Genomic DNA, 17,555 nt, shown 5'->3' with positions numbered 1-17,555 from the left:
GGTCGGCAGCCGGGATTCAACGAAGACCCCGCCTTCCAATCGGCCACCGCAAAGGGCTCGACCAGGACGTATTACCACTGTATTCTCGTTCGTGTGCCCTATGAATGGTTGCCCTGGCTGGCTGCACGCCTGACCCAGGCCGGTCTCACCCACGCAGAGATCATCGAAGCGTTGGACAGCCAGAGGCGGTGGCCGCGCATGAGCACCAGCAAGGACGGACTACGTGTTTTGCAGGTGTGGGCACGCACCAAGGCCGGAAAGCCGATCATCATCGCTTTGCGAGCGATGGGCGGACTGAACTGGCAGATCATCGGCGCGAAACCGATGACGAACCCGCAGGACATTGCTGATTTCGAGGAATGGGAGAGCCAGCGATGACAGAACGCAGCGACTACGACGACGCTCGGGACCTGTCGGAGGCCATGGCGCTGGCCGACGCATTCGAGGCCGGTGAACTGGTCATCGACGACAGTGCACCCGTCCCCGAGCTACCGCCGGTCACCGAACCCGTGGAAGAGCAGTTGGTGGTGACAACCATACGGCTCACTCTCAGTCAGCGCGAAGCCATCCAGGCGATCTGCGAGGCGCGGGGCGTGGACCGATCGGCGCTGATCCGTGGCTGGATCAACGAGGGCTTGGCCGAGACCGACGCCGACCGCAAGATCTCCCTGGCCGACCTCAGGCGCGCCATCGCTGGACTGCCGCCCGCCGCCTGATCCGCACGCGCGGTGCCGATCATCGAGCGGGAGCAGGTGTTGGCGGCGAAGGCGCTGAACGCCCTGCCCGACTGACGGGTTGCCCGGAGGTCGCCGGTACGATCACGGCATGAAGTTCGAGAATGTCACCGTCACCAAGCGCGCCAATGTCTACTTCGATGGGAAGTGCGTCAGCCACAGCATCGAGTTGGCCGATGGGACCAGCAAGTCGGTGGGTGTCATTCTTCCGGCCACGCTGACCTTCAACACGGGGGCGCCGGAGATCATGGAGCTGCTCGAGGGGGCGTGCAATGTGACGCTGGCGGGCGAGTCGGAGGCGACCGCGTACAAGGGCGGGGAGTCGTTCTCGGTGCCGGGGAATTCGAGCTTTGTCATCGAGGTCATCGAGCCGGTTCACTACGTGTGCCACTTCGGCTGAGCCGAGTCCTGATTCGCGGCCGGGCGGATTCTGGTAGGGATGGGGTATGACCACGCTGGGTGCTGTCTTTCGTCCACAGAATCCGCCCGAACTGCTTTCGGAAGTCGTTCGGGCCGCCGATGTTTCGGGCCTCGAGGAGCTATGGCTCTGGGAGGACTGCTTTCTCGAGGGTGGGGTGTCCACGGCCGCGGCGGCGCTGGCGTGGAGCGAGCACGTGAAGATCGGCATCGGGGTGCTGCCGGTGCCGCTGCGCAACGTCGCCATTACCGCGATGGAGCTGGCGAGCCTGGAACGGATGTTCCCGGGGCGTGGAATTTACGGTGTGGGGCACGGGGTTCAGGAGTGGATGGGGCAGGTGGGGGCGCGGGTCGCCTCGCCGCTGACGCTGCTGCGCGAATACCTCGACGCCCTGCGGGGACTGCTCGACGGGCAGCGAATTACCGCCAAGGGCCGCTACATTCAGCTCGACGATGTCGCCCTCGACTGGCCACCGGCCGCCGCCCCGCCCATCCTGGCCGCCGCCACCGGACCGAAAACCCTTCGGCTGGTGGGTGAATCGGCCGACGGCGTCATTCTGACCAACTCCACCTCCGCCGCCGGAATCCGCTCCGCCGCCGAGATCCTGCACGCCGCCCGCCCCGAAACCGCTGCGGCGCGGCCCTTCCCGATCGTCGTCTACCTGCTCGCCGCGACCGGACCCGACGCCGCCGACCGGGTGGCCGCCGACCTGCGCGAGCAGGCCCGCGACCACATTCCCGACATCGGTGTCGCCGGGGACGCCCGGGCCATCGCCGACACGGTGATCCGGTGGGCGGAGGCCGGGGCCACCAGCGTGATCCTTCAGCCCACCGCCGACGAACCGGACCCGGCAGGGTTCGTCCGGTTCGTCGCCGAGCAGGTCAGGCCGCTGGTGCCCTGACGCTCACCGCAAGTCGCGGAAGAACTCTCGGATGTCCCCGACCAGGATCTCGGGTTCTTCCAGCGCCGCGAAGTGGCCGCCGCGGTCCACGTCCACCCAGCGGGTGATGGTGTTCGAGGGCTCGCAGTACCGCCGGATGCAGACGTCGTGGGCAAAGGCGATGACGCCGGTCGGGACACCCGAATTGGCCGGTGTCGCACCCCATTCGCCGGGCTGCGCGTAGCCGACGTAGGCGGCCGACCCGGCGGTGCCGGTGAGCCAGTACATCATCACATTGGTGAGCAGGGTGTCCCGGTCGATGATCTTGTCGGGCACCACGTTTCGCGGGTGGGTCCATTCGCGGAACTTGTCCATGATCCAGGCGAGCTGGCCGACGGGGGAGTCGACCAGCCCGTAGGCGAGGGCCTGCGGGCGGGTGGACTGGATGGAGATGTAACCGAACTCCTCGCGCATGAACGCCTGGATGCGGCGGAGGCGATCCTGTTCGAGCTCGGTGAGCTGGTCGTAGTCGTCGGCCGCGGACGGCGGCGGGAGATTCGGGCCACCGTTCACATGCACGCCGATCACGTGATCCGGTGCGTGGCGAGCCACTTCCGGGCTGACCGCGCCGCCGATGTCACCGCCCTGCACGCCGTAGCGCTCGTAGCCCAGGCGGTTCATGAGCTCGGCCCACACCCGGCCGACGCGGGCGCGGGTCCAGCCGGTGTCGCTCACCGGTCCGGAGAATCCGAAGCCGGGGAGAGACGGGATGACGAGGTGGAAGGCGTCGGCCGGGTTGCCGCCATGCGCGGCGGGATCGGTCAAAGGCCCGATGAGGCCGAGGAATTCGACAATCGAACCGGGCCAGCCGTGGGTGAGCAGCAGCGGCACGGCGTCGGGTTCCGCGGAGCGGATGTGCAGGAAGTGGATGCGCTGACCCTCGATCTCGGTCACGAATTGGGGATGGCGGTTGAGTTCGGCCTCGGCGGCCCGCCAGTCGTAGCCGTCGCGCCAGTAGTCGACCAGCTCGCGCAGCCAGTGCACCGGGACACCGGTATCCCAGTCGTCGCCGGGCAGCGGTGCGGGGAGGCGGGCCGCCGCGAGGCGGGACCGCAGGTCGTCGAGCTGGGACTGCGGGATGTCGATGCGGAAGGGAGTGATCTCGTCGCTCATGAGAACCACTGTATGAGCCGGTTAGGACAGGTATTGCCCTAGCTTTCTGGCATTCTCGAGGAATGTTGGAAACCTCGGCGCGGCTGCTGCGGCTGCTGTCGCTCTTGCAGACCCCGCGCGAGTGGACGGGCGCGGAACTGGCCGCGCAACTCGAGGTCGATGTGCGGACGGTGCGCCGCGATATCGACAAGCTGCGGACGCTCGGGTATCCCGTGCACGCCGTCGCCGGGGCGGCCGGGTACCGGCTGGGCGCGGGCGCGAAGTTGCCGCCGCTGCTGCTCGACGACGATGAGGCGATCGCGGTGGCGATGGGGCTGCGCACGGCGGCGGGCGGGACCATCGCGGGGATCGAGGAGAGTTCGTTGCGGGCGCTGGCGAAGCTCGAACAAGTGCTTCCTTCCCGGTTGCGGCATCGCACGGCCGCCTTGCAGGAGGCGACCGTGGCTGTGCCGGAGGGTGGTCCCCGCGTCGATCCGGACACGCTGACCGCCATCGCCGCCGCCATCCGTGATCGTGAGTGCCTGCGCTTCGATTACGAGACCCATGCTGGCGAAACCTCCCGTCGCACAACCGAACCGCATCGTCTCGTGCACACCGGCCGCCGCTGGTACCTGACCGGCTGGGATGTGGACCGCGAGGATTGGCGCACCTACCGGGTGGACCGGCTCACCCCGCGCATCCCCACCGGCCCGCGCTTCACGCCGCGCGAGGCACCCGACGCGGTCGATCAGGTCTCGCACGGCGTGACCTCCGCGCCCTACACCTACCGGGCCCGCATCACCCTGCGGGCTTCCGCGGAACAGGCGGCCGAACGAATCGCACCCAGCGTCGGCGTGCTCGAGGCCGTGGACTCGAAAACCTGTGTGCTCCATACCGGTGCCCATGACCTCGACGCGATCGCCTTCTATCTGGCGCGTTTCGGCTTCGAGTTCAGCGTGATCGAGCCACCGGAGCTCACCGCCCGCCTGCGGGAGTTGAGCGCGATATTCGGGCGGGCTGTGAGCTGATTCAGAGCACCCAGGGATTGAGCGTGCAGGCCAGCGCCGGGTGCGCGTCCGGGTCGATGGCGTGCAGGGCCAGGGAGACCGCGCGCGGGGAGAACACCATCGAGTTGTGGTCGGAGGTGTCGAGGGCGCAGCCGTCCTGGAGCAGGACGTCGTGGACCGTCGCACCGGGCCCCGCCGTGAGGTAGGTGGCCGAAAACGGCGTGGACACTTCGTCGTACTGGGTGGCCACGATGGTGTAGTCGATGCCGGGCAGGGTGTCGCCGCCGTCGTTGAGACGCGTCAGCACCGGTGAGCCGACCAATTGCTGAATTCCCGCGTGGCCGATCATGGTTTCGGTGGGATTGTTGAGATCCAGTCCCGCGGCACCCTTGAAAACGCCGAGGAGATTTCCCAATCCGCTCAAGGTGGTGCCGTGATTGGTGGCACCGTAGGTGATCACATGGCTCACTTTGTTGTTGGCCGGATTACTCGGGTCCGCGCCACCATTGAATTTCAGATATTGCCGAATCACCACACCGCCCTGGGAATGCCCGATCGTATCCACCTGTGCCGCACCGGTGGTGGCGAGCACGCGGTCGACGAAGGCGGCCAGTTGCGCGGCGGAATCCTCGATGTACCCGGTGGCCCCGATGGTCGGCTGGACCAGGCCCGCGCCCGCGGTGTCCGCGCGGCCGTAGTTGAAGGTGAAGACGCAGTAGCCCGCCTTGGCCAGCTCCGGACCCATGTACGCGTACGCGCTGTAGGCGCTGGCCCAGGTGCCGTGGACCAGCACGATCGGGCGGGGATGGGCGGAATCGGGTTTGCAGGACCAGTCGTCGGTGCCCTGCGGCGCGACGTCGGGATTGGCCAGGCCGTAGGCGACCGCGGCCGCCTCGTCGGTGAGCTCCGGACCGTAGCCGACGGTATCGGAGGAGTGCGAGCCGTCCGGCGGATCCGCCACGGCCAGCGGGGAATTCAGGCCGATGGTGATCGCCGCGGTGGCGATGACGAAGGCGGCGGTGGCCAGCGAACGCGGGGTGTGCTTCATGTCCTGCTTCTTCCTCGGAACGAAAACTGCGAGCGAGGAAGACGCTAGAACTGATTCGACTCATTTTTGTCGTGGCGATAATCATCCAGCAGGGGACTAGTTCCGTATGGAAGTAGTAAATACCCCGGTCGGCAACGGGAATTTCTCGTCGAGACGACAGCGTTCGACAAGAACTGTTAACCAGACGTTTGCACCGTTCGCCAGTGTCGAACGGTCGATATTGTTGCCCGGAAAACCTACCCCGCCAGGGCGGTCCGGGTAGCGGAACGGATTGCGGCGGTGACGGTTTCGGGTTCCTCCAGCATCACCAGGTGACCGCAATCGGGCAGTTCGATGGCCCGCGCCGGGCGCAGGGTCTCGTTCAGCCGCGCACCGGCGGCCGCAGACAGGATGCGGTTCTTGGCACCCCAGATGGTGGTGATCGGCGGGAAGCCCGGGCCCGGGCGGAAGTCGTCGAGCACGCCCAGCGCCGGGAGATCGCGTGCGATGGCGGCGGGCGGCAGCAGGCGGCGGGGTTCGGCCCAGCGGTGCCGCAGGCCTGCGAAGGAGGACTTGCCCATGCCGCGGCCGCGCGGGCCGAGCTGCTCGCGGACCACGAGATTCGCGACCAGGCCCGGAAGCCGGATCGCGCCCGCGATCGAGTCGAGCGGGATAGTGGCGGCCGCGCGGGCGGTCCAGCCGGTGGGGGTGGGGCGCAGGGTATTGGCGGTGAGCGGGCTGCACAGCACCAGCGCGCGCACATTGTGCGGCGCGCGGCGCGCGTACAGCAGTGAGAGCGCGCTGCCGAAGCAGTTGCCGACCATGGTCACGTTGGTGAGTCCGTGCGCGTCGATGAAGGCCGAGACCATGCGCACGTAGTTCTCGACGGTGTATCCGTCGGCGGGCGAATCGGAGTCGCCATATCCGAACAGGTCGATCGCGTACACGCTGTTGGTGGCCGCCAGCGCCCGGGTCTGGTGCTCCCAGATGCGGCGATCGCCGCCGATATTGTGCAGGAACAGGATCGGGTCGCCCGACCCGGCATGGTCGTATGCCACGGCTACGCCGTGGTGGTCGAACTCCGGCATCGGGCGCTCTCCTCATTGAGTGCGGTGCTGTACTGGTGCCCATGCTAGCCGGTACCGCGCGTAACACAAGTTTCGAGGAGAGCGCCCGAAGGCCGGTCAGTGCGTGGATCCGGCGATCACCCCGCCTTCGCGAATCCACGATTTCAATTCGGCCATGCCGGTTTCGCGGTCCATAACGGGCCGGTATCCGAAATCGCGGGTGGCGGCCGAGGTGTCGTAGGTGCCGGTGCGGGTCATGACCGCCACCGAGTAGCGCGACAGCGGCGGGGTCCAGCGGGTCGCGAGAGCCGGTATCCGCCGGAGGTTTTCGATGATCTCGACGACGAGGGTGACCAGGCGGGGATCCAGCTTGCGGCTGGGTCGCGCGTAGCCCAGATCCTCGGCCACGTCGCCGAGGAACCGCCAGACGTTCGTCTGCTCGGCATCGGCGATGAAATACGGCTTGCCGCCGACGTTTTCGCTGGCGGCGGCGAGGATCGAGGCCTCGACGATATTGTCGACGTGGCACAGCGAGGCATACACCTCGCGCCCGAACGACAGATCCGGCAGCGTGCCCGCGGCCGCCCGCTCCAGCAGCCGCACGATCGGCCCCGAACGATCGCCCGCACCCCAGATGGCGCGCGGTCGCAGTGCGCAGGTGGTGAACTCCGGCGAATTCGCCTTCAGTACCAGGCGTTCGGCCGCGGCCTTGGTCTCGCAGTAGTGGTTGAGGTAGCGGCTCGGATACGGAACCGACTCGTCGATATCGATTTGATCGCCGCCATCACGGTCCATGAGCGCGCTCGGACTCGAGATGAACACGAATCTGCGTGCGCCACCGGCCTGGGCGGCGGCCAGCAAACGCGCGGTGGCCGTGGTGTTCTCGGCCCAGAACGCCGCGCGGGTGCCGCGCTCGTCGACGCGGGCGGCACTGTGGAACACGACGTCCACGCCCGCCACCGCCCGCTCCAGGGATTCCGGATCGCTCAGATCGCCGACCACGCGGTGCACCCGGTCCAGGACCGGGGCCAGATCGCGCAGATTGCTGGTGCGGCGCACCAGAATCGAGACCTCGTGGTCGGTGTCGCGGACCAGGCGGCGCACCAAAGCGCCGCCCAGGAAGCCCGAGGCTCCCGTCACCAAAACCTTCATGAGGTGGGTGCCTTTCCGAATCGGCTGGCCAGCTCGTCGACGACCATCCGGACGACGACCGCCACGACCGCGAGGCTCTTCATGACTTTCCACCCAGCTGCTTGGTCGCCCAGACCGTCAGCTTCTCGCGGCCGATCTTGGCGTTGTGGCGGATGTCGACCGGGAACTTGGGGTGGAACAGGAACTCCGTGACCGGCTTGGTGATCTCGTATTCGTCACGGCGGCCACGCAATTCGCGTTCGACCGTGTCCTTGTCGGCACCGTCGGCGAGTTCCACGCACAGCACCGGTTGCTGTTCACCGCGCTCGCCGACACCTACCAGCGCGGTCCGGGCCACGCCTTCGACGGTATTGAAGATCTGTTCCACCTGCACGGTGAACATGGGACCGCTCGCGGTGTCCAGACGCTGACTCTTGCGGCCGCAGAACCGGATTCGGCCCTCGTCGTCGATCCAGGCGAGGTCGCCGGTGCGGTGCCAGATCACCTCGCCGTCGGCGATCTTGCCGACCTTGTTGGCGGCCTGGGGCCAGAAATACCGGGTGCTGACATTCGGGCCGGACACCACCAGCTCACCGATGCCGCGCGAGACCGCCAGCTCCGCCGCCCGCGCCTCGACGTCCGACCACTCCGGCAGCGGATCGTCGGTGATGGCGATAATGCGCGCCCGCACATGCAGGGCCGGTCGCCCGACGCACACGCCCTGCCCGTGGTGGGCCTGCTCCACCAAATCGCCCAGCAGTTCCCGGGATTCGATGGTGGCCATGGGCAGCGCCTCGGTGGCCCCGTACCCGGAGTACACCTTCGCGTCCTCGGGCAGCACCTGTCGCAGGGCGGCAATGCACCAGTCCGGGACGGGCGCGCCGCCGGAGTAGATGCTCTGGATGCTGTCGAGGGCCGCGCCGGTCTCCTCGATGTGGCGCAGCAGCGGGATCAGCACCGCGGGGGAGGCGAACATGGTGCGCACGCCGAAGCGCCGCACCGCGTCCACCACGTGCGCCGGATCGGTCGCGCCGACCTTCGACGGGATCAAAGGCGGTAGCACGCAGCGGGATCCGAGCAGCAACTCCAGGATTCCGGCGACCGGCGCGGTGATCAGCGAGGTGCCCGGCGCGACGTGCTCGCGCGCGGCGTCGACCTGATCGACCATGGCGCTGAGATTGCCGTGGGTGAGCACCACCGCCTTGGCGGGTCCGGTGCTGCCGGTGGTGTAGGCGATGAGCAGGGGCTCGTCGTCGGGTGCGGGCTCGCGTTCGGGCAGCGTGGACGCCGGTGTGCGGCCCCAGCTTTCGAGGGTCGGGCCCTGCCACCACGAGCGGCCGACGGTGACGGCGACGCGCACCTTGCGGAAGTAGGCGCGGAAGACGATGCGCAGCGCCTGCGCCTCGGCGACGCCGACGAAGGCCTCCGCGTCGGCGGCCTGCAGGCAGCGCAGCATCTTGAACATGCCCATGCCGGGATCGATCACGACCGGCACCGCGCCGATCTTGAACAGCCCGTACAGCACCGCGTACAGCTCCGGCCCCGGCCGCACCAGCACGATGGTGCGCACGCCGCGGGCCACCCCGGCCGCGGCGAACTTCTCGGCGATGGTGTCCGACCACGCGTCGAGTTCGGCGTAGGTCAGTTGCCGGTATTCGGGCAGGCCCGCACGGTTTTTGCCGTCGGCATAGATCACCGCCTCCCGTTCGGGATGGGCGGCGACGATATCGCGGAAACGATCGAGAGCGCGCCAATAAATGGTGGGCAAGGAATGCGACACACTTCCCCCAGTGAATTGTCGAGGAATGCGAGGAATGTATTGGCGAGGCTACACGGGGTGCCGGTGAACCGCCACCGGTGGCGCTCCGTATTCGCTTGATATACAACGGGTTTAGTGTGTCGCCGGGTACCGACACGAGTTCTCGGCCGACCCCTATTCACCCCTAGGGGGTGCGCCCGACCGGGATCGTGAACGGTGCTGCTCACCGGTGTCTTCCAGCGGATTCGTCACGAAATATGGCTGTGTGCACGGTGATTCGCGTCGGTCACTGGAACTTTGGCTACTCGTGCGTACGGTAGCGTTTCACTCGGCATCGGGGCTAATGGGATATCGCTGTATCTGGCAGAGTAAGGGGGCCACATGCGTACACGTTTCGAATCGATCGGTGCGTACACACCCAGTACCATCCGCTCCACGGAAGACGTGATCAACGCCCTTTCCGTACCCAGGGCATTGGACCTGGAGCGAATTACCGGAATCAAGAATCGGCGCGTCCACAATGCCGATCCGGAGAATTACGAATCGTCGTTCGTGCTGGCGCGCAAGGCGATCGAGGACTGCCTGGAGAAATCCGGTTACTACGCATCCGATCTGGATGTGATCATCTCGGTGTCGATCACGCGCTTCACCGGGCCCGGCCAGTTCTGCTACGCGCCGTCGTTCGCCGCGCAGCTGGGCAATGTGATCGGCGCGACCAACGCGCTGCACTTCGATCTGTCCAATGCCTGCGCGGGCATGATCACCGGCTGCCTGGTGCTCGACCGCATGATCAAGTCCGGTGTGGTGCGCAATGGGCTGGTGGTCAGCGGTGAGCAGATCACCCCGATCGCCGAGACCGCCACCCGCGAGATCTCCAAGCCCTACGATCCGCAGTTCGCGGCGCTGACCGTGGGCGACGCGGCGGTGGCGGTGGTGATCGACGACCGGGGCAATGACGACGACGAGATCCACTACATCGAGCTCATGACCACCTCGGCGGGCGCCGAGCACTGCATCGGGCAGCCCAGCGACAAGACCACCGGCATCGCGATGTACACCGACAATCGCGCTCTCGCCAGCGAATCGCGCTTCCTGCAAGGCATTTCGCGCATGGCCGACTTCCTGAAGGAGACCGGGCGGGCCTGGGAGAGCGAGAAGTACGACTACTGGATCCACCACCAGTTCAGCGGTCCGGCCATCGAATACATCAGCTCGCTCACCGAGCGGCACTTCGACACCCCGATGCCGCAGGCGCTCAATGTCTACGACGAGTTCGGCAATACCGCCTCCACCTCGCACTTCCTGGTGCTGCGGGAACACCTGGCGCAGCAGAAGATTCCGCGCGGGTCCAAGGTGCTGCTGATCCCCGAGGCGTCCGGAGTGGTCTCCGGGCATCTCGCCGCGACCATCTCTCGGCTGGAGGCCTGAATATATGAGCACGGCAATCATTTCGGCGGCGGTGTGCACCGACGCCGACACCGGCAGCTACTTCGAGCTGGCGTCGCGGGCCGGGCGGCAGGCCCTCCAAGCGGCGGAGATCTCGCCCGACCGGGTCGGGCTGGTCGTCAACGCGGGTGTCTTCCGGGACAGCAATATCGCCGAACCCGCGGTGGCCGCGCTGATTCAGAAGCGCCTGGAAGTGGGTCTGGAGTACGAGACCGGGCGGGTGCCCGCCTTCTCGTTCGACCTGCTCAACGGCGGCACCGGTGTCGTGCACGCGCTCATGACCGCCCAATGCTTCACCGGGCTCGGGGATGTGGAATACGCGCTGATCGTCGCCGGTGACACCCACCCGTCGACCGAGCGCGGGCGCGCGGACTTCCCGTACACCGCCAGCGGCGCGGCCATACTGCTGCACTCCTCGCAGAGCGCGGGCGGATTCGGACGCATCTACACCAGCGAGGCCGCGGGGGCGACGCCGACCGCGTGGGCCAACCTGGAGGCCGCGGGCACCGACGGGCGCAACGCGCTCACCGTGAACACCGCCGTCGGTGATCCGCTGGCCTTGGCGCAGGAGGCGCTGCGCGAGTGCCTGGCCGGTGAAGGGCTGGAGAGCGGCGACTTCGCCACGGGCAGCGCGGTGCTGCTGGCCCCCGCGCCGATTCCCGGTTTCCGGGAGCGGGTGGCCTACCACCTGGGTATTCCCTCGTCGGCGGTCGCGGGCATCGATCCGTTCGTGGGCGACCCGTACTCGGCCGGACCCGTGCACGCCTATCTGAACGCCGCCACCCAGGGCATGCTCGACGAGGCGCGCTCGGTGGTGTTCCTGGCCGCGGACGAGAACTCGGCGGCGGCGCTGGTGTACCGGCCGCGGGCGCTGGTCGCCGCTGAGTCGGCATCCTAGGCAAATGTGAAATACACTATTTGACAGTTGAATTCATCCGGTGACCTCGGACCGGCGGGCAGTGTCGGCCCGCCGGTGATCATCGGAAACCGTTGTGCCCCGGCTGATCCTGGGCGCGAGACGCGCCCTCGCTGCAATGATGCCGCTCCAGCACACCGAAGTTCGCCGTGCCATGTCTGTCAGTCGGGCGCATCCGATCGGTGAAGGGACGTCAGATGGCGCGGTCGGTCGCTCGGGGCCGAGAAGACATGCCGGTGGGGGCCGGTGGGGGGATGCGATGTTCGGCGGAGGCCGAGCGGCTGCGAGTCGCGCGGGCCGTCGCGGTGCTGGGGGAGGCCGCCGAGATCGGGCGGGTGGCGGCGCTGCTCGACGCGGATCTCGACGAGATCCGCACGCTGGTGGCGGAATTGGCGAGCGCGGGACTGATCGTGGGGGAGTGCCGTCCCCATCCGGAGATGGCCGCGGCCGTCCTGCGCGAACTGCCCGACCCCGATCGTCGGCTGCTGCACGCCGGTGCCGCGGAGCTGTTGTGCCGCGCGGGTTTCCCGGCCGACGCGGTGGCCCGTCACCTCGTCGAGGCCGGGGACGCGCGCGGGTCGTGGGCGGCCCAGGTGCTCGTCGAAGTGGCCGACAATGCCTACGAGGCCGACGAATTGGACAGCGCCGGAACCTATTTGGAGCTGGCGTATCGAGCCAGTCGGCGGGCCGACGAGCGGGCGGCCATCGCCACCCGGCTGGTGGCGGTCGAATGGCGGATCAATCCGTCCAGTCGCACCCGCAATTTCGGACGGCTCAAGGCGGCGCTGCGGACCGGGCGGGTGCCGTACGCGGACCTGCCCATGACCGTGCTGCACATGCTCTGGCACGGGTACGTGCTGCACGCCGATCACGCACTGGTCCGACTCCGCCGGGACGCGGACGGGGCTCGGGCGCTCGCGGATCGACTCGCCTTCCTCGGGGCCTGGCTGCGGTACACCCATCCGGTGCAGGCGCAGCGCAACACCTGGCTGGTGCGCGACCGGTTCGGCATCGATTCCGCACCGCCGGAACGGGATTCGCCGCATCGTCAGGCCGCGGTGCTGCTGACAGCGCTGCGCGAGGAGCGCCCGGGCACCGAGATCGCCGCCGCCGCGCAGCGCATTCTGGCCCAGCACCGGCTGACGCCCGCCACGGTCGAGGTGCTGGTGGCGGCCGTGGACTGCCTGCTCTACACCGACCGGTTGGAGGCCGCCGACGCCTGGTGCGCCTCGCTGCTCGCCGAGGCGACCGCGCGCCGCGCCCCGACCTGGCAGGCGTTGTTCGCGTCGGCGCGCGCGGAAACCCTGCTGCGCAAGGGCAATCTGGTGGAGGCGGCCGGGCACGCCCTGATCGCGCTCAATCTGCTGCCCGCCGAACAGCTCGGCGTCTGGGTGGGCAGGCCGGTCGCGGTGCTGGTGCGGGCGCTCACCGCGCAGGGCCGCCACGCCGAGGCCGCCGCGCAACTGGAGCGGCCGGTGCCGCGTGCCATGTTCGAATCCCGTTTCGCGCTGGGCTATCTGCGCGCCTACGGCGAGCACTGCCTGGCCACCGGGCGACCCGAGGAGGCGCTGCGGCACTTCCGCCGATGCGGGCGGCTCATGGACGAATGGGGCATGGACTTTCCCGGATTCGCGCCGTGGCGCAATGATCTGGCGGTGGCCAGCCTGGCGGCCGGACAGCAGTGGCAGGCGCAGAACTTCGCCACCCGCCACCTGGACGCGATCGGCGGGGCCGAACGACATCACACCGGTGGGGTGTCGCTGCGGGTGCTGGCCGCGACCAGCGATCCGCTGCGCCGGGTGACACTGCTGCGTCGCGCCGCGGCGCTGGCCCGGGCCGGGGGCGACGAGTTCGAATTGGCCACGGTGCTGGCCGATCTCGGTGCTGCCTATCGTGCGCTGGGCGAGGTGGATCGGGCCCGGCCGCCGCTGCGGGAGGCGGCGCGGCTGGCCGAATCCTGTGGTGGTGAGCCGCTGCTGACGCGTTTGCGGGCGGAGTCCGGTGCGGAGGGCACGCCACGGGAAGCCGCGGGTACCGGGGGTGGTGAGGCCTTGAGTCCGGCCGAGCGGCGGGTGGCCGAACTGGCCGCGCTCGGCAACCGCAATCGCGATATCGCCGAGGTGCTGTGCATTACCACCAGCACGGTGGAACAGCATTTGACCCGGGTGTATCGCAAGCTCGCGGTGGCGCGTCGGGGGGAGCTGCGGTTCGCGTTGGCCGCCTACTCCCAGTCGAGGAATTCGCACCCGGAGGTGAGCGCGCGCACCGCTGTCGGATAACCGTTCGTCGAAAGGGGATTGGCATGGTCGCGTCTCGGTCCGGGGAACTTCCACTGCCCGAACAGGATCCGTTCTATCGGCGGCCGCGGGGGCTGGGCCGGGTCGCACCCGGTGCGATCCTGCGGTCGCGGCCCGTGCGGGTGGCGCTGTTCGGGCGCATACCGCAGCGAATCACGGCCACCCAGTTGCTGTTTCGCAGCACCGACCTGCGCGGGCGGCCCGAGGCGACGGTGACCACGGTGCTGCTGCCCGGCGACGCTGACCCCGACGATCTCGACCGGCCGATCGTCTCGTTCCAGTGCGCCATCGACGCCGTCGCCTCGAAATGCCTGCCGTCGTACGCTTTTCGGCGCGGTGCGCGGGCACTGGGGTCGGTGCCGCAGTTCGAGCTGCTGCTCATCGAGCACGCGCTGACCCGGGGCTGGGCGGTGTCGGTGCCCGATCACACCGGGACGGCCGGTCGGTTCGGCGCGCCCCGTGAACCCGGCCACCGCACCCTGGACGGCTTGCGCGCCACGCTGAGTTTCCTGAACCGGCCCGTGGATTCGCCGGTCGCGCTGTGGGGTTACTCCGGTGGCGGGCTGGCCACCACCTGGGCGGCCGAACTCGCGGCCAGCTACGCACCGGAGCTGAATATCCTTGCCGCGGTGCTGGGTTCGCCGGTCGGGTCGCTGGAATCCACCTTCTTCCGGCTCAATGGGTCGACCTTCGGCGGGCTGGCCACCCTGTGCCTGGCGGGCCTGCGGCGCGCCTACCCGGCCCTGGATCGCAGCCTGCGCGAACACCTCGACGCGGCCTCGCTGGCCCTGCTCGACCGGGCCGAGACCAGCGCCACCATCCCACTGTTGTTGCGCAGCGCCCGATCCGGCGTCGACGATCACGAGGGTCTGGCCCTGGCCACCCTGCGCACCCTGCCGCAGGTGCGGGCCGTGCTCGCCGATATCGAGCCCGGCGCGCGGCCGCCGCGCTTCCCGATCCTGGTGGTGCAGGGCGTGCACGATCTGATCATTCCGTGCGGGAATGTCGATTACCTGATCGACCGCTACCGCGCTACCGGCACGTCTGTCCGTTATGTACGCGATGTGCTCGCCGGGCACGTCAGTTTGGCCGTGGTGGCCGCGCCGCTGTGTGAGAACTGGCTGGCCGACCGGTTCGCCGGACGGCCGCTTCCGGCCGGAACCACCGAAACCGTGCCGTCGCTGGCGCTTTCGGTCGCCGCCCTGCGCGGCTATCTGGGCCTGGTCGCCGTCCTCGCGCGGGCGGTGACGGGCAGTCCGGTGGGCGGGTCGGCCGCACCCTCGCCAGCCGAGTCGCACTCGCGCATCGATTCCCCGGAATTCCGGGAAATCCAGTGATCACGCTCCTATCGTGGAGGCCTCTGAAAGGGGTTGGCCATGACGGAAGCCGACAAGATCCTCATCGTCGGCGGCCTGCTGACCCTGACCTACGGGGCCCTCCTCGGCTATCCGATGATCGCATTGCGCATGCGCGCCGGAAATCCGCCCACGCCCCGGTATCTGACCGTCACCCATGTGGGCGCGGTGCTGCAGGGCGTCATTCTGTTCGGCCTGGTTTTCGCCGCCCGGCTGTCGAGTCTGTCCAGCGGTTGGAACGTGACCGCCGCGTGGCTGGTCGTCGTGTCCGGCATTCTCATCGCGGCCAAGGACACCATCAACTGGCTCAGCGGTGTCGGGGACGAATTCGCGGACAAGGCGCGCACGGCGCCGCTCGGGCTGGCCGGGGCGCTGACCATGACGATCGGACTGGTGATCTTCATCGTCGGCGACCTGTCCGCACTGTGAGCTAGAGCGAATCGGCCTTGCTGATCCAGCCGACGAAGGAACGCGTCAGCCAGGGCGGGGAGAGGCGGAGCGCCAAGCCGGTCAGTTTGGTTTGCAGGCCCACCAGGACGTGCGGGCCGCTCCAGGCGCGGCGCGCGGTCGCGGTGTGCCACACGGATTCCGCCACGTCCTCGGGGGTGAGGTGGACGCCCAGGGTGCCTGCCGCCTTCGAGCCGCGATTGACCTCGGTCATCATGTCGGTGGCCACGAACACCGGGAGCAGGTCGCTGACGGGGATGCCGTAGCGACGCCACTCCAGGTCGAGGGCCTCGGTCAGACTGCGCACGGCGGCCTTGGTCGCGCCGTAGGTGGCCAGTCCGGGCGGGCCGTACAGCGCCGAGGCGGAGGCCAGATTGATGACCCGGCTGCCGGGGGTTGCGCGGAGATAGGGGAGCGCGGCGTGGCAGCCGTTGAGGACGCCCTTGATATTGACGTCGATGAGACGGTGGTGACGGTCGAGGGGGATGTCGGCGAACGGGCCGGAGTACAGGATGCCCGCGTTGTTGACGAGCAGGTCGAGACGGCCTGCGGCGTCGGCGAATTCCTTCAGCGCGCGGTCCCAACCGGCGGTATCGGTGACATCGAAGGCACCGGTCACGGTGGTGCCGCCGATTTCCCGCGCGGTCGCGCGGACGGCTTCGGCGTCGATGTCGTAGAGGCCGACCGTCCAGCCCTCGCGGGCGAAACGGGTGGCGATGGCCCGCCCGATTCCGGCGGCGGCACCGGTAATGAAGACGGCCGGTTGGGAAGTCGTGGCGGGCTGGGACATCGGAGCCTCTCTGATCGGGGGACGGTCAGGCAGCAGAGCGGCCCGCGCGCCCGGATTCGATCATCGCACGGTGGAATTCGGCCGCGTCGCGGGCGGCGTCGCGGCCGTCGGCCAGCAGGTCCGCACCCAAATGGATGAGGGTGTGTGGGGCGCTGGGCCGGATCTGCAGGCGCAGTGGGACGTCCGCGGCCTCGGCGCGCCGGGCCACCGCCAGGGCGTCGGCGAGCAGCATCTCGCGGGAACCGACCTGCAGCAGAATCGGTGGCAGACCGGTGAAGTCGTGGTTCACCACCGACCAGGACGGATCCAAAACACCGTCGATCGCGATGCCGCGGCGCACCACCATGTCGGGTCCGATCGCGGGCAGCACCGCGTCGTAGCGGGCGTTCGGATGCGCCAGCCGGGCGGTCGAATCGAAATCCGCCCACGGTGAGGTGACCGAAAGGGCCACCGGCAGCGGCAGACCCAGCTCACGCAGCGTCAGCGCCAGTCGCAGCGCCAGCCCGCCGCCCGCGGAATCACCGGCGACAATGATCTGCTCGGGCGGAAAGCCCTCGGCCAGCAGATGCCGGTACGCGGTGAGCGCGTCATCGAGGCTCTGGTTGGGATGGGCATCGGGCAGCTGTCGATAGTCCACGGTGAGCACTGGCAGCTCGCTCAGCGCGGCCATGCGCGCGGTGTGTCGGCGGTAGCTGTTGAGGCCGCCCGCGATGAACGCGCCACCGTGGAAGTACAGCAGCGCGGCCTCGCGATCCACGCGCGGATCGGGAACCGGTGCGCTCCACAGCCATTCGGCGTCGAAGTGCTCGAAGTCGACGGGTTCGCGGCGAATGCCGCGCGGGGAGCCCAGGATTCGCGCGGGCTTCTCGGACAGCCGGGTCGCGGTGAAGATCAGCTTGGCGGGCCGCGGACCCCGATCGGCAACCCAGGCCCCGGCGCGCAGGAACTGCTGCAGGGTGGTGCGCAGGACGGGATGCGCGAGCCGGGTGCCGAGGCGCGCGGGGCGGATCGTCTCCACGATCACCGTCGACGCCGGGTCCGAAGTCTGCGGCTGTGACGCCACGGGCGCTCCTGTCCGCGCCGCGAAACCGCCGGGGCGCTGGTGAGACAACAGTGTCAAATGCTGGCC

At 68.6% G+C, this 17,555-nt stretch carries 17 protein-coding genes; 10 read left to right on the top strand and 7 right to left on the bottom strand.

The window, feature by feature from the left end:
* Positions 1-93: 93 nt before the first annotated feature.
* The 4 genes from VMT40_RS26810 to VMT40_RS26795 all read left to right on the top strand — a co-directional run bounded on the left by VMT40_RS26810 (position 94) and on the right by VMT40_RS26795 (position 2,053).
* Positions 94-378 (top strand): hypothetical protein, encoded by a 285-nt coding sequence (locus VMT40_RS26810; RefSeq protein WP_326361550.1) that lies wholly within the window; start codon positions 94-96, stop codon positions 376-378.
* On the top strand, positions 375-716 hold the full coding sequence (locus tag VMT40_RS26805) for a ribbon-helix-helix protein, CopG family (protein WP_326361549.1): 342 nt from the start codon (positions 375-377) through the stop codon (positions 714-716). Before VMT40_RS26810 ends, VMT40_RS26805 begins: the two co-directional genes overlap by 4 nt.
* Before the next feature lie 109 nt (positions 717-825).
* The gene (gene ppnP, locus VMT40_RS26800) at positions 826-1,134 is read left to right on the top strand and encodes a pyrimidine/purine nucleoside phosphorylase (protein WP_326361548.1); all 309 of its coding nucleotides are present in this window, start codon (positions 826-828) and stop codon (positions 1,132-1,134) included.
* A 46-nt stretch (positions 1,135-1,180) separates the two neighbouring features.
* A complete protein-coding gene (locus tag VMT40_RS26795; protein WP_326361547.1) occupies positions 1,181-2,053 on the top strand; it encodes an LLM class flavin-dependent oxidoreductase in 873 nt (290 codons plus the stop codon).
* A 3-nt stretch (positions 2,054-2,056) separates the two neighbouring features.
* Here the strand turns inward: VMT40_RS26795 and VMT40_RS26790 are convergent, their stop codons facing one another.
* A complete protein-coding gene (locus VMT40_RS26790) occupies positions 2,057-3,205 on the bottom strand; it encodes an epoxide hydrolase family protein (protein WP_326361546.1) in 1,149 nt (382 codons plus the stop codon).
* A 62-nt stretch (positions 3,206-3,267) separates the two neighbouring features.
* On the opposite strand from VMT40_RS26790, the gene VMT40_RS26785 reads away from it, so the two are divergent.
* On the top strand, positions 3,268-4,212 hold the full coding sequence (locus VMT40_RS26785) for a helix-turn-helix transcriptional regulator (protein ID WP_326361545.1): 945 nt from the start codon (positions 3,268-3,270) through the stop codon (positions 4,210-4,212).
* 1 nt (position 4,213) lies between these two features.
* Here the strand turns inward: VMT40_RS26785 and VMT40_RS26780 are convergent, their stop codons facing one another.
* The 4 genes from VMT40_RS26780 to VMT40_RS26765 all read right to left on the bottom strand — a co-directional run bounded on the left by VMT40_RS26780 (position 4,214) and on the right by VMT40_RS26765 (position 9,184).
* Positions 4,214-5,239, bottom strand: coding sequence for an esterase/lipase family protein (locus VMT40_RS26780; RefSeq protein WP_326361544.1), 1,026 nt, complete (start codon positions 5,237-5,239; stop codon positions 4,214-4,216).
* A gap of 236 nt (positions 5,240-5,475) precedes the next feature.
* The gene (locus VMT40_RS26775; RefSeq protein WP_326361543.1) at positions 5,476-6,306 is read right to left on the bottom strand and encodes an alpha/beta fold hydrolase; all 831 of its coding nucleotides are present in this window, start codon (positions 6,304-6,306) and stop codon (positions 5,476-5,478) included.
* Positions 6,307-6,402: 96 nt separating this feature from the next.
* Positions 6,403-7,437: an NAD-dependent epimerase/dehydratase family protein gene (locus VMT40_RS26770; RefSeq protein WP_326361542.1), complete on the bottom strand. Its 1,035-nt coding sequence runs from the start codon at positions 7,435-7,437 to the stop codon at positions 6,403-6,405.
* 79 nt (positions 7,438-7,516) lie between these two features.
* Entirely contained in the window at positions 7,517-9,184 is a 1,668-nt protein-coding gene (locus VMT40_RS26765; protein ID WP_326361541.1) for a fatty acid CoA ligase family protein, read from the bottom strand.
* Positions 9,185-9,556: 372 nt separating this feature from the next.
* On the opposite strand from VMT40_RS26765, the gene VMT40_RS26760 reads away from it, so the two are divergent.
* The 5 genes from VMT40_RS26760 to VMT40_RS26740 all read left to right on the top strand — a co-directional run bounded on the left by VMT40_RS26760 (position 9,557) and on the right by VMT40_RS26740 (position 15,618).
* Entirely contained in the window at positions 9,557-10,603 is a 1,047-nt protein-coding gene (locus tag VMT40_RS26760; RefSeq protein WP_326361540.1) for a 3-oxoacyl-ACP synthase III family protein, read from the top strand.
* Positions 10,604-10,607: 4 nt separating this feature from the next.
* The gene (locus VMT40_RS26755; RefSeq protein ID WP_326361539.1) at positions 10,608-11,519 is read left to right on the top strand and encodes a hypothetical protein; all 912 of its coding nucleotides are present in this window, start codon (positions 10,608-10,610) and stop codon (positions 11,517-11,519) included.
* A gap of 272 nt (positions 11,520-11,791) precedes the next feature.
* Positions 11,792-13,816, top strand: coding sequence for a helix-turn-helix transcriptional regulator (locus VMT40_RS26750; protein ID WP_326361538.1), 2,025 nt, complete (start codon positions 11,792-11,794; stop codon positions 13,814-13,816).
* 23 nt (positions 13,817-13,839) lie between these two features.
* Positions 13,840-15,171 carry a lipase family protein gene (locus VMT40_RS26745; RefSeq protein WP_326361537.1) on the top strand — a complete coding sequence of 444 codons (1,332 nt, stop codon included), beginning with the start codon at positions 13,840-13,842 and terminating at the stop codon, positions 15,169-15,171.
* Between the two features lie 39 nt (positions 15,172-15,210).
* Positions 15,211-15,618 (top strand): hypothetical protein, encoded by a 408-nt coding sequence (locus VMT40_RS26740; protein WP_326361536.1) that lies wholly within the window; start codon positions 15,211-15,213, stop codon positions 15,616-15,618.
* 1 nt (position 15,619) lies between these two features.
* On the opposite strand, the gene VMT40_RS26735 is transcribed toward VMT40_RS26740, so the two are convergent.
* Both VMT40_RS26735 and VMT40_RS26730 read right to left on the bottom strand, forming a co-directional pair.
* Positions 15,620-16,426, bottom strand: coding sequence for an SDR family oxidoreductase (locus VMT40_RS26735; protein WP_326361535.1), 807 nt, complete (start codon positions 16,424-16,426; stop codon positions 15,620-15,622).
* Between the two features lie 25 nt (positions 16,427-16,451).
* Entirely contained in the window at positions 16,452-17,489 is a 1,038-nt protein-coding gene (locus VMT40_RS26730; RefSeq protein WP_326361534.1) for an alpha/beta hydrolase, read from the bottom strand.
* Positions 17,490-17,555 lie beyond the last annotated feature (66 nt).

The sequence above is a fragment of the Nocardia sp. CDC160 genome, from assembly GCF_035818795.1.
Lineage (GTDB): Bacteria > Actinomycetota > Actinomycetes > Mycobacteriales > Mycobacteriaceae > Nocardia.
Note: the sequence above shows the minus strand (reverse complement) of the source record. Positions and strands in the feature narration are given on the sequence as shown.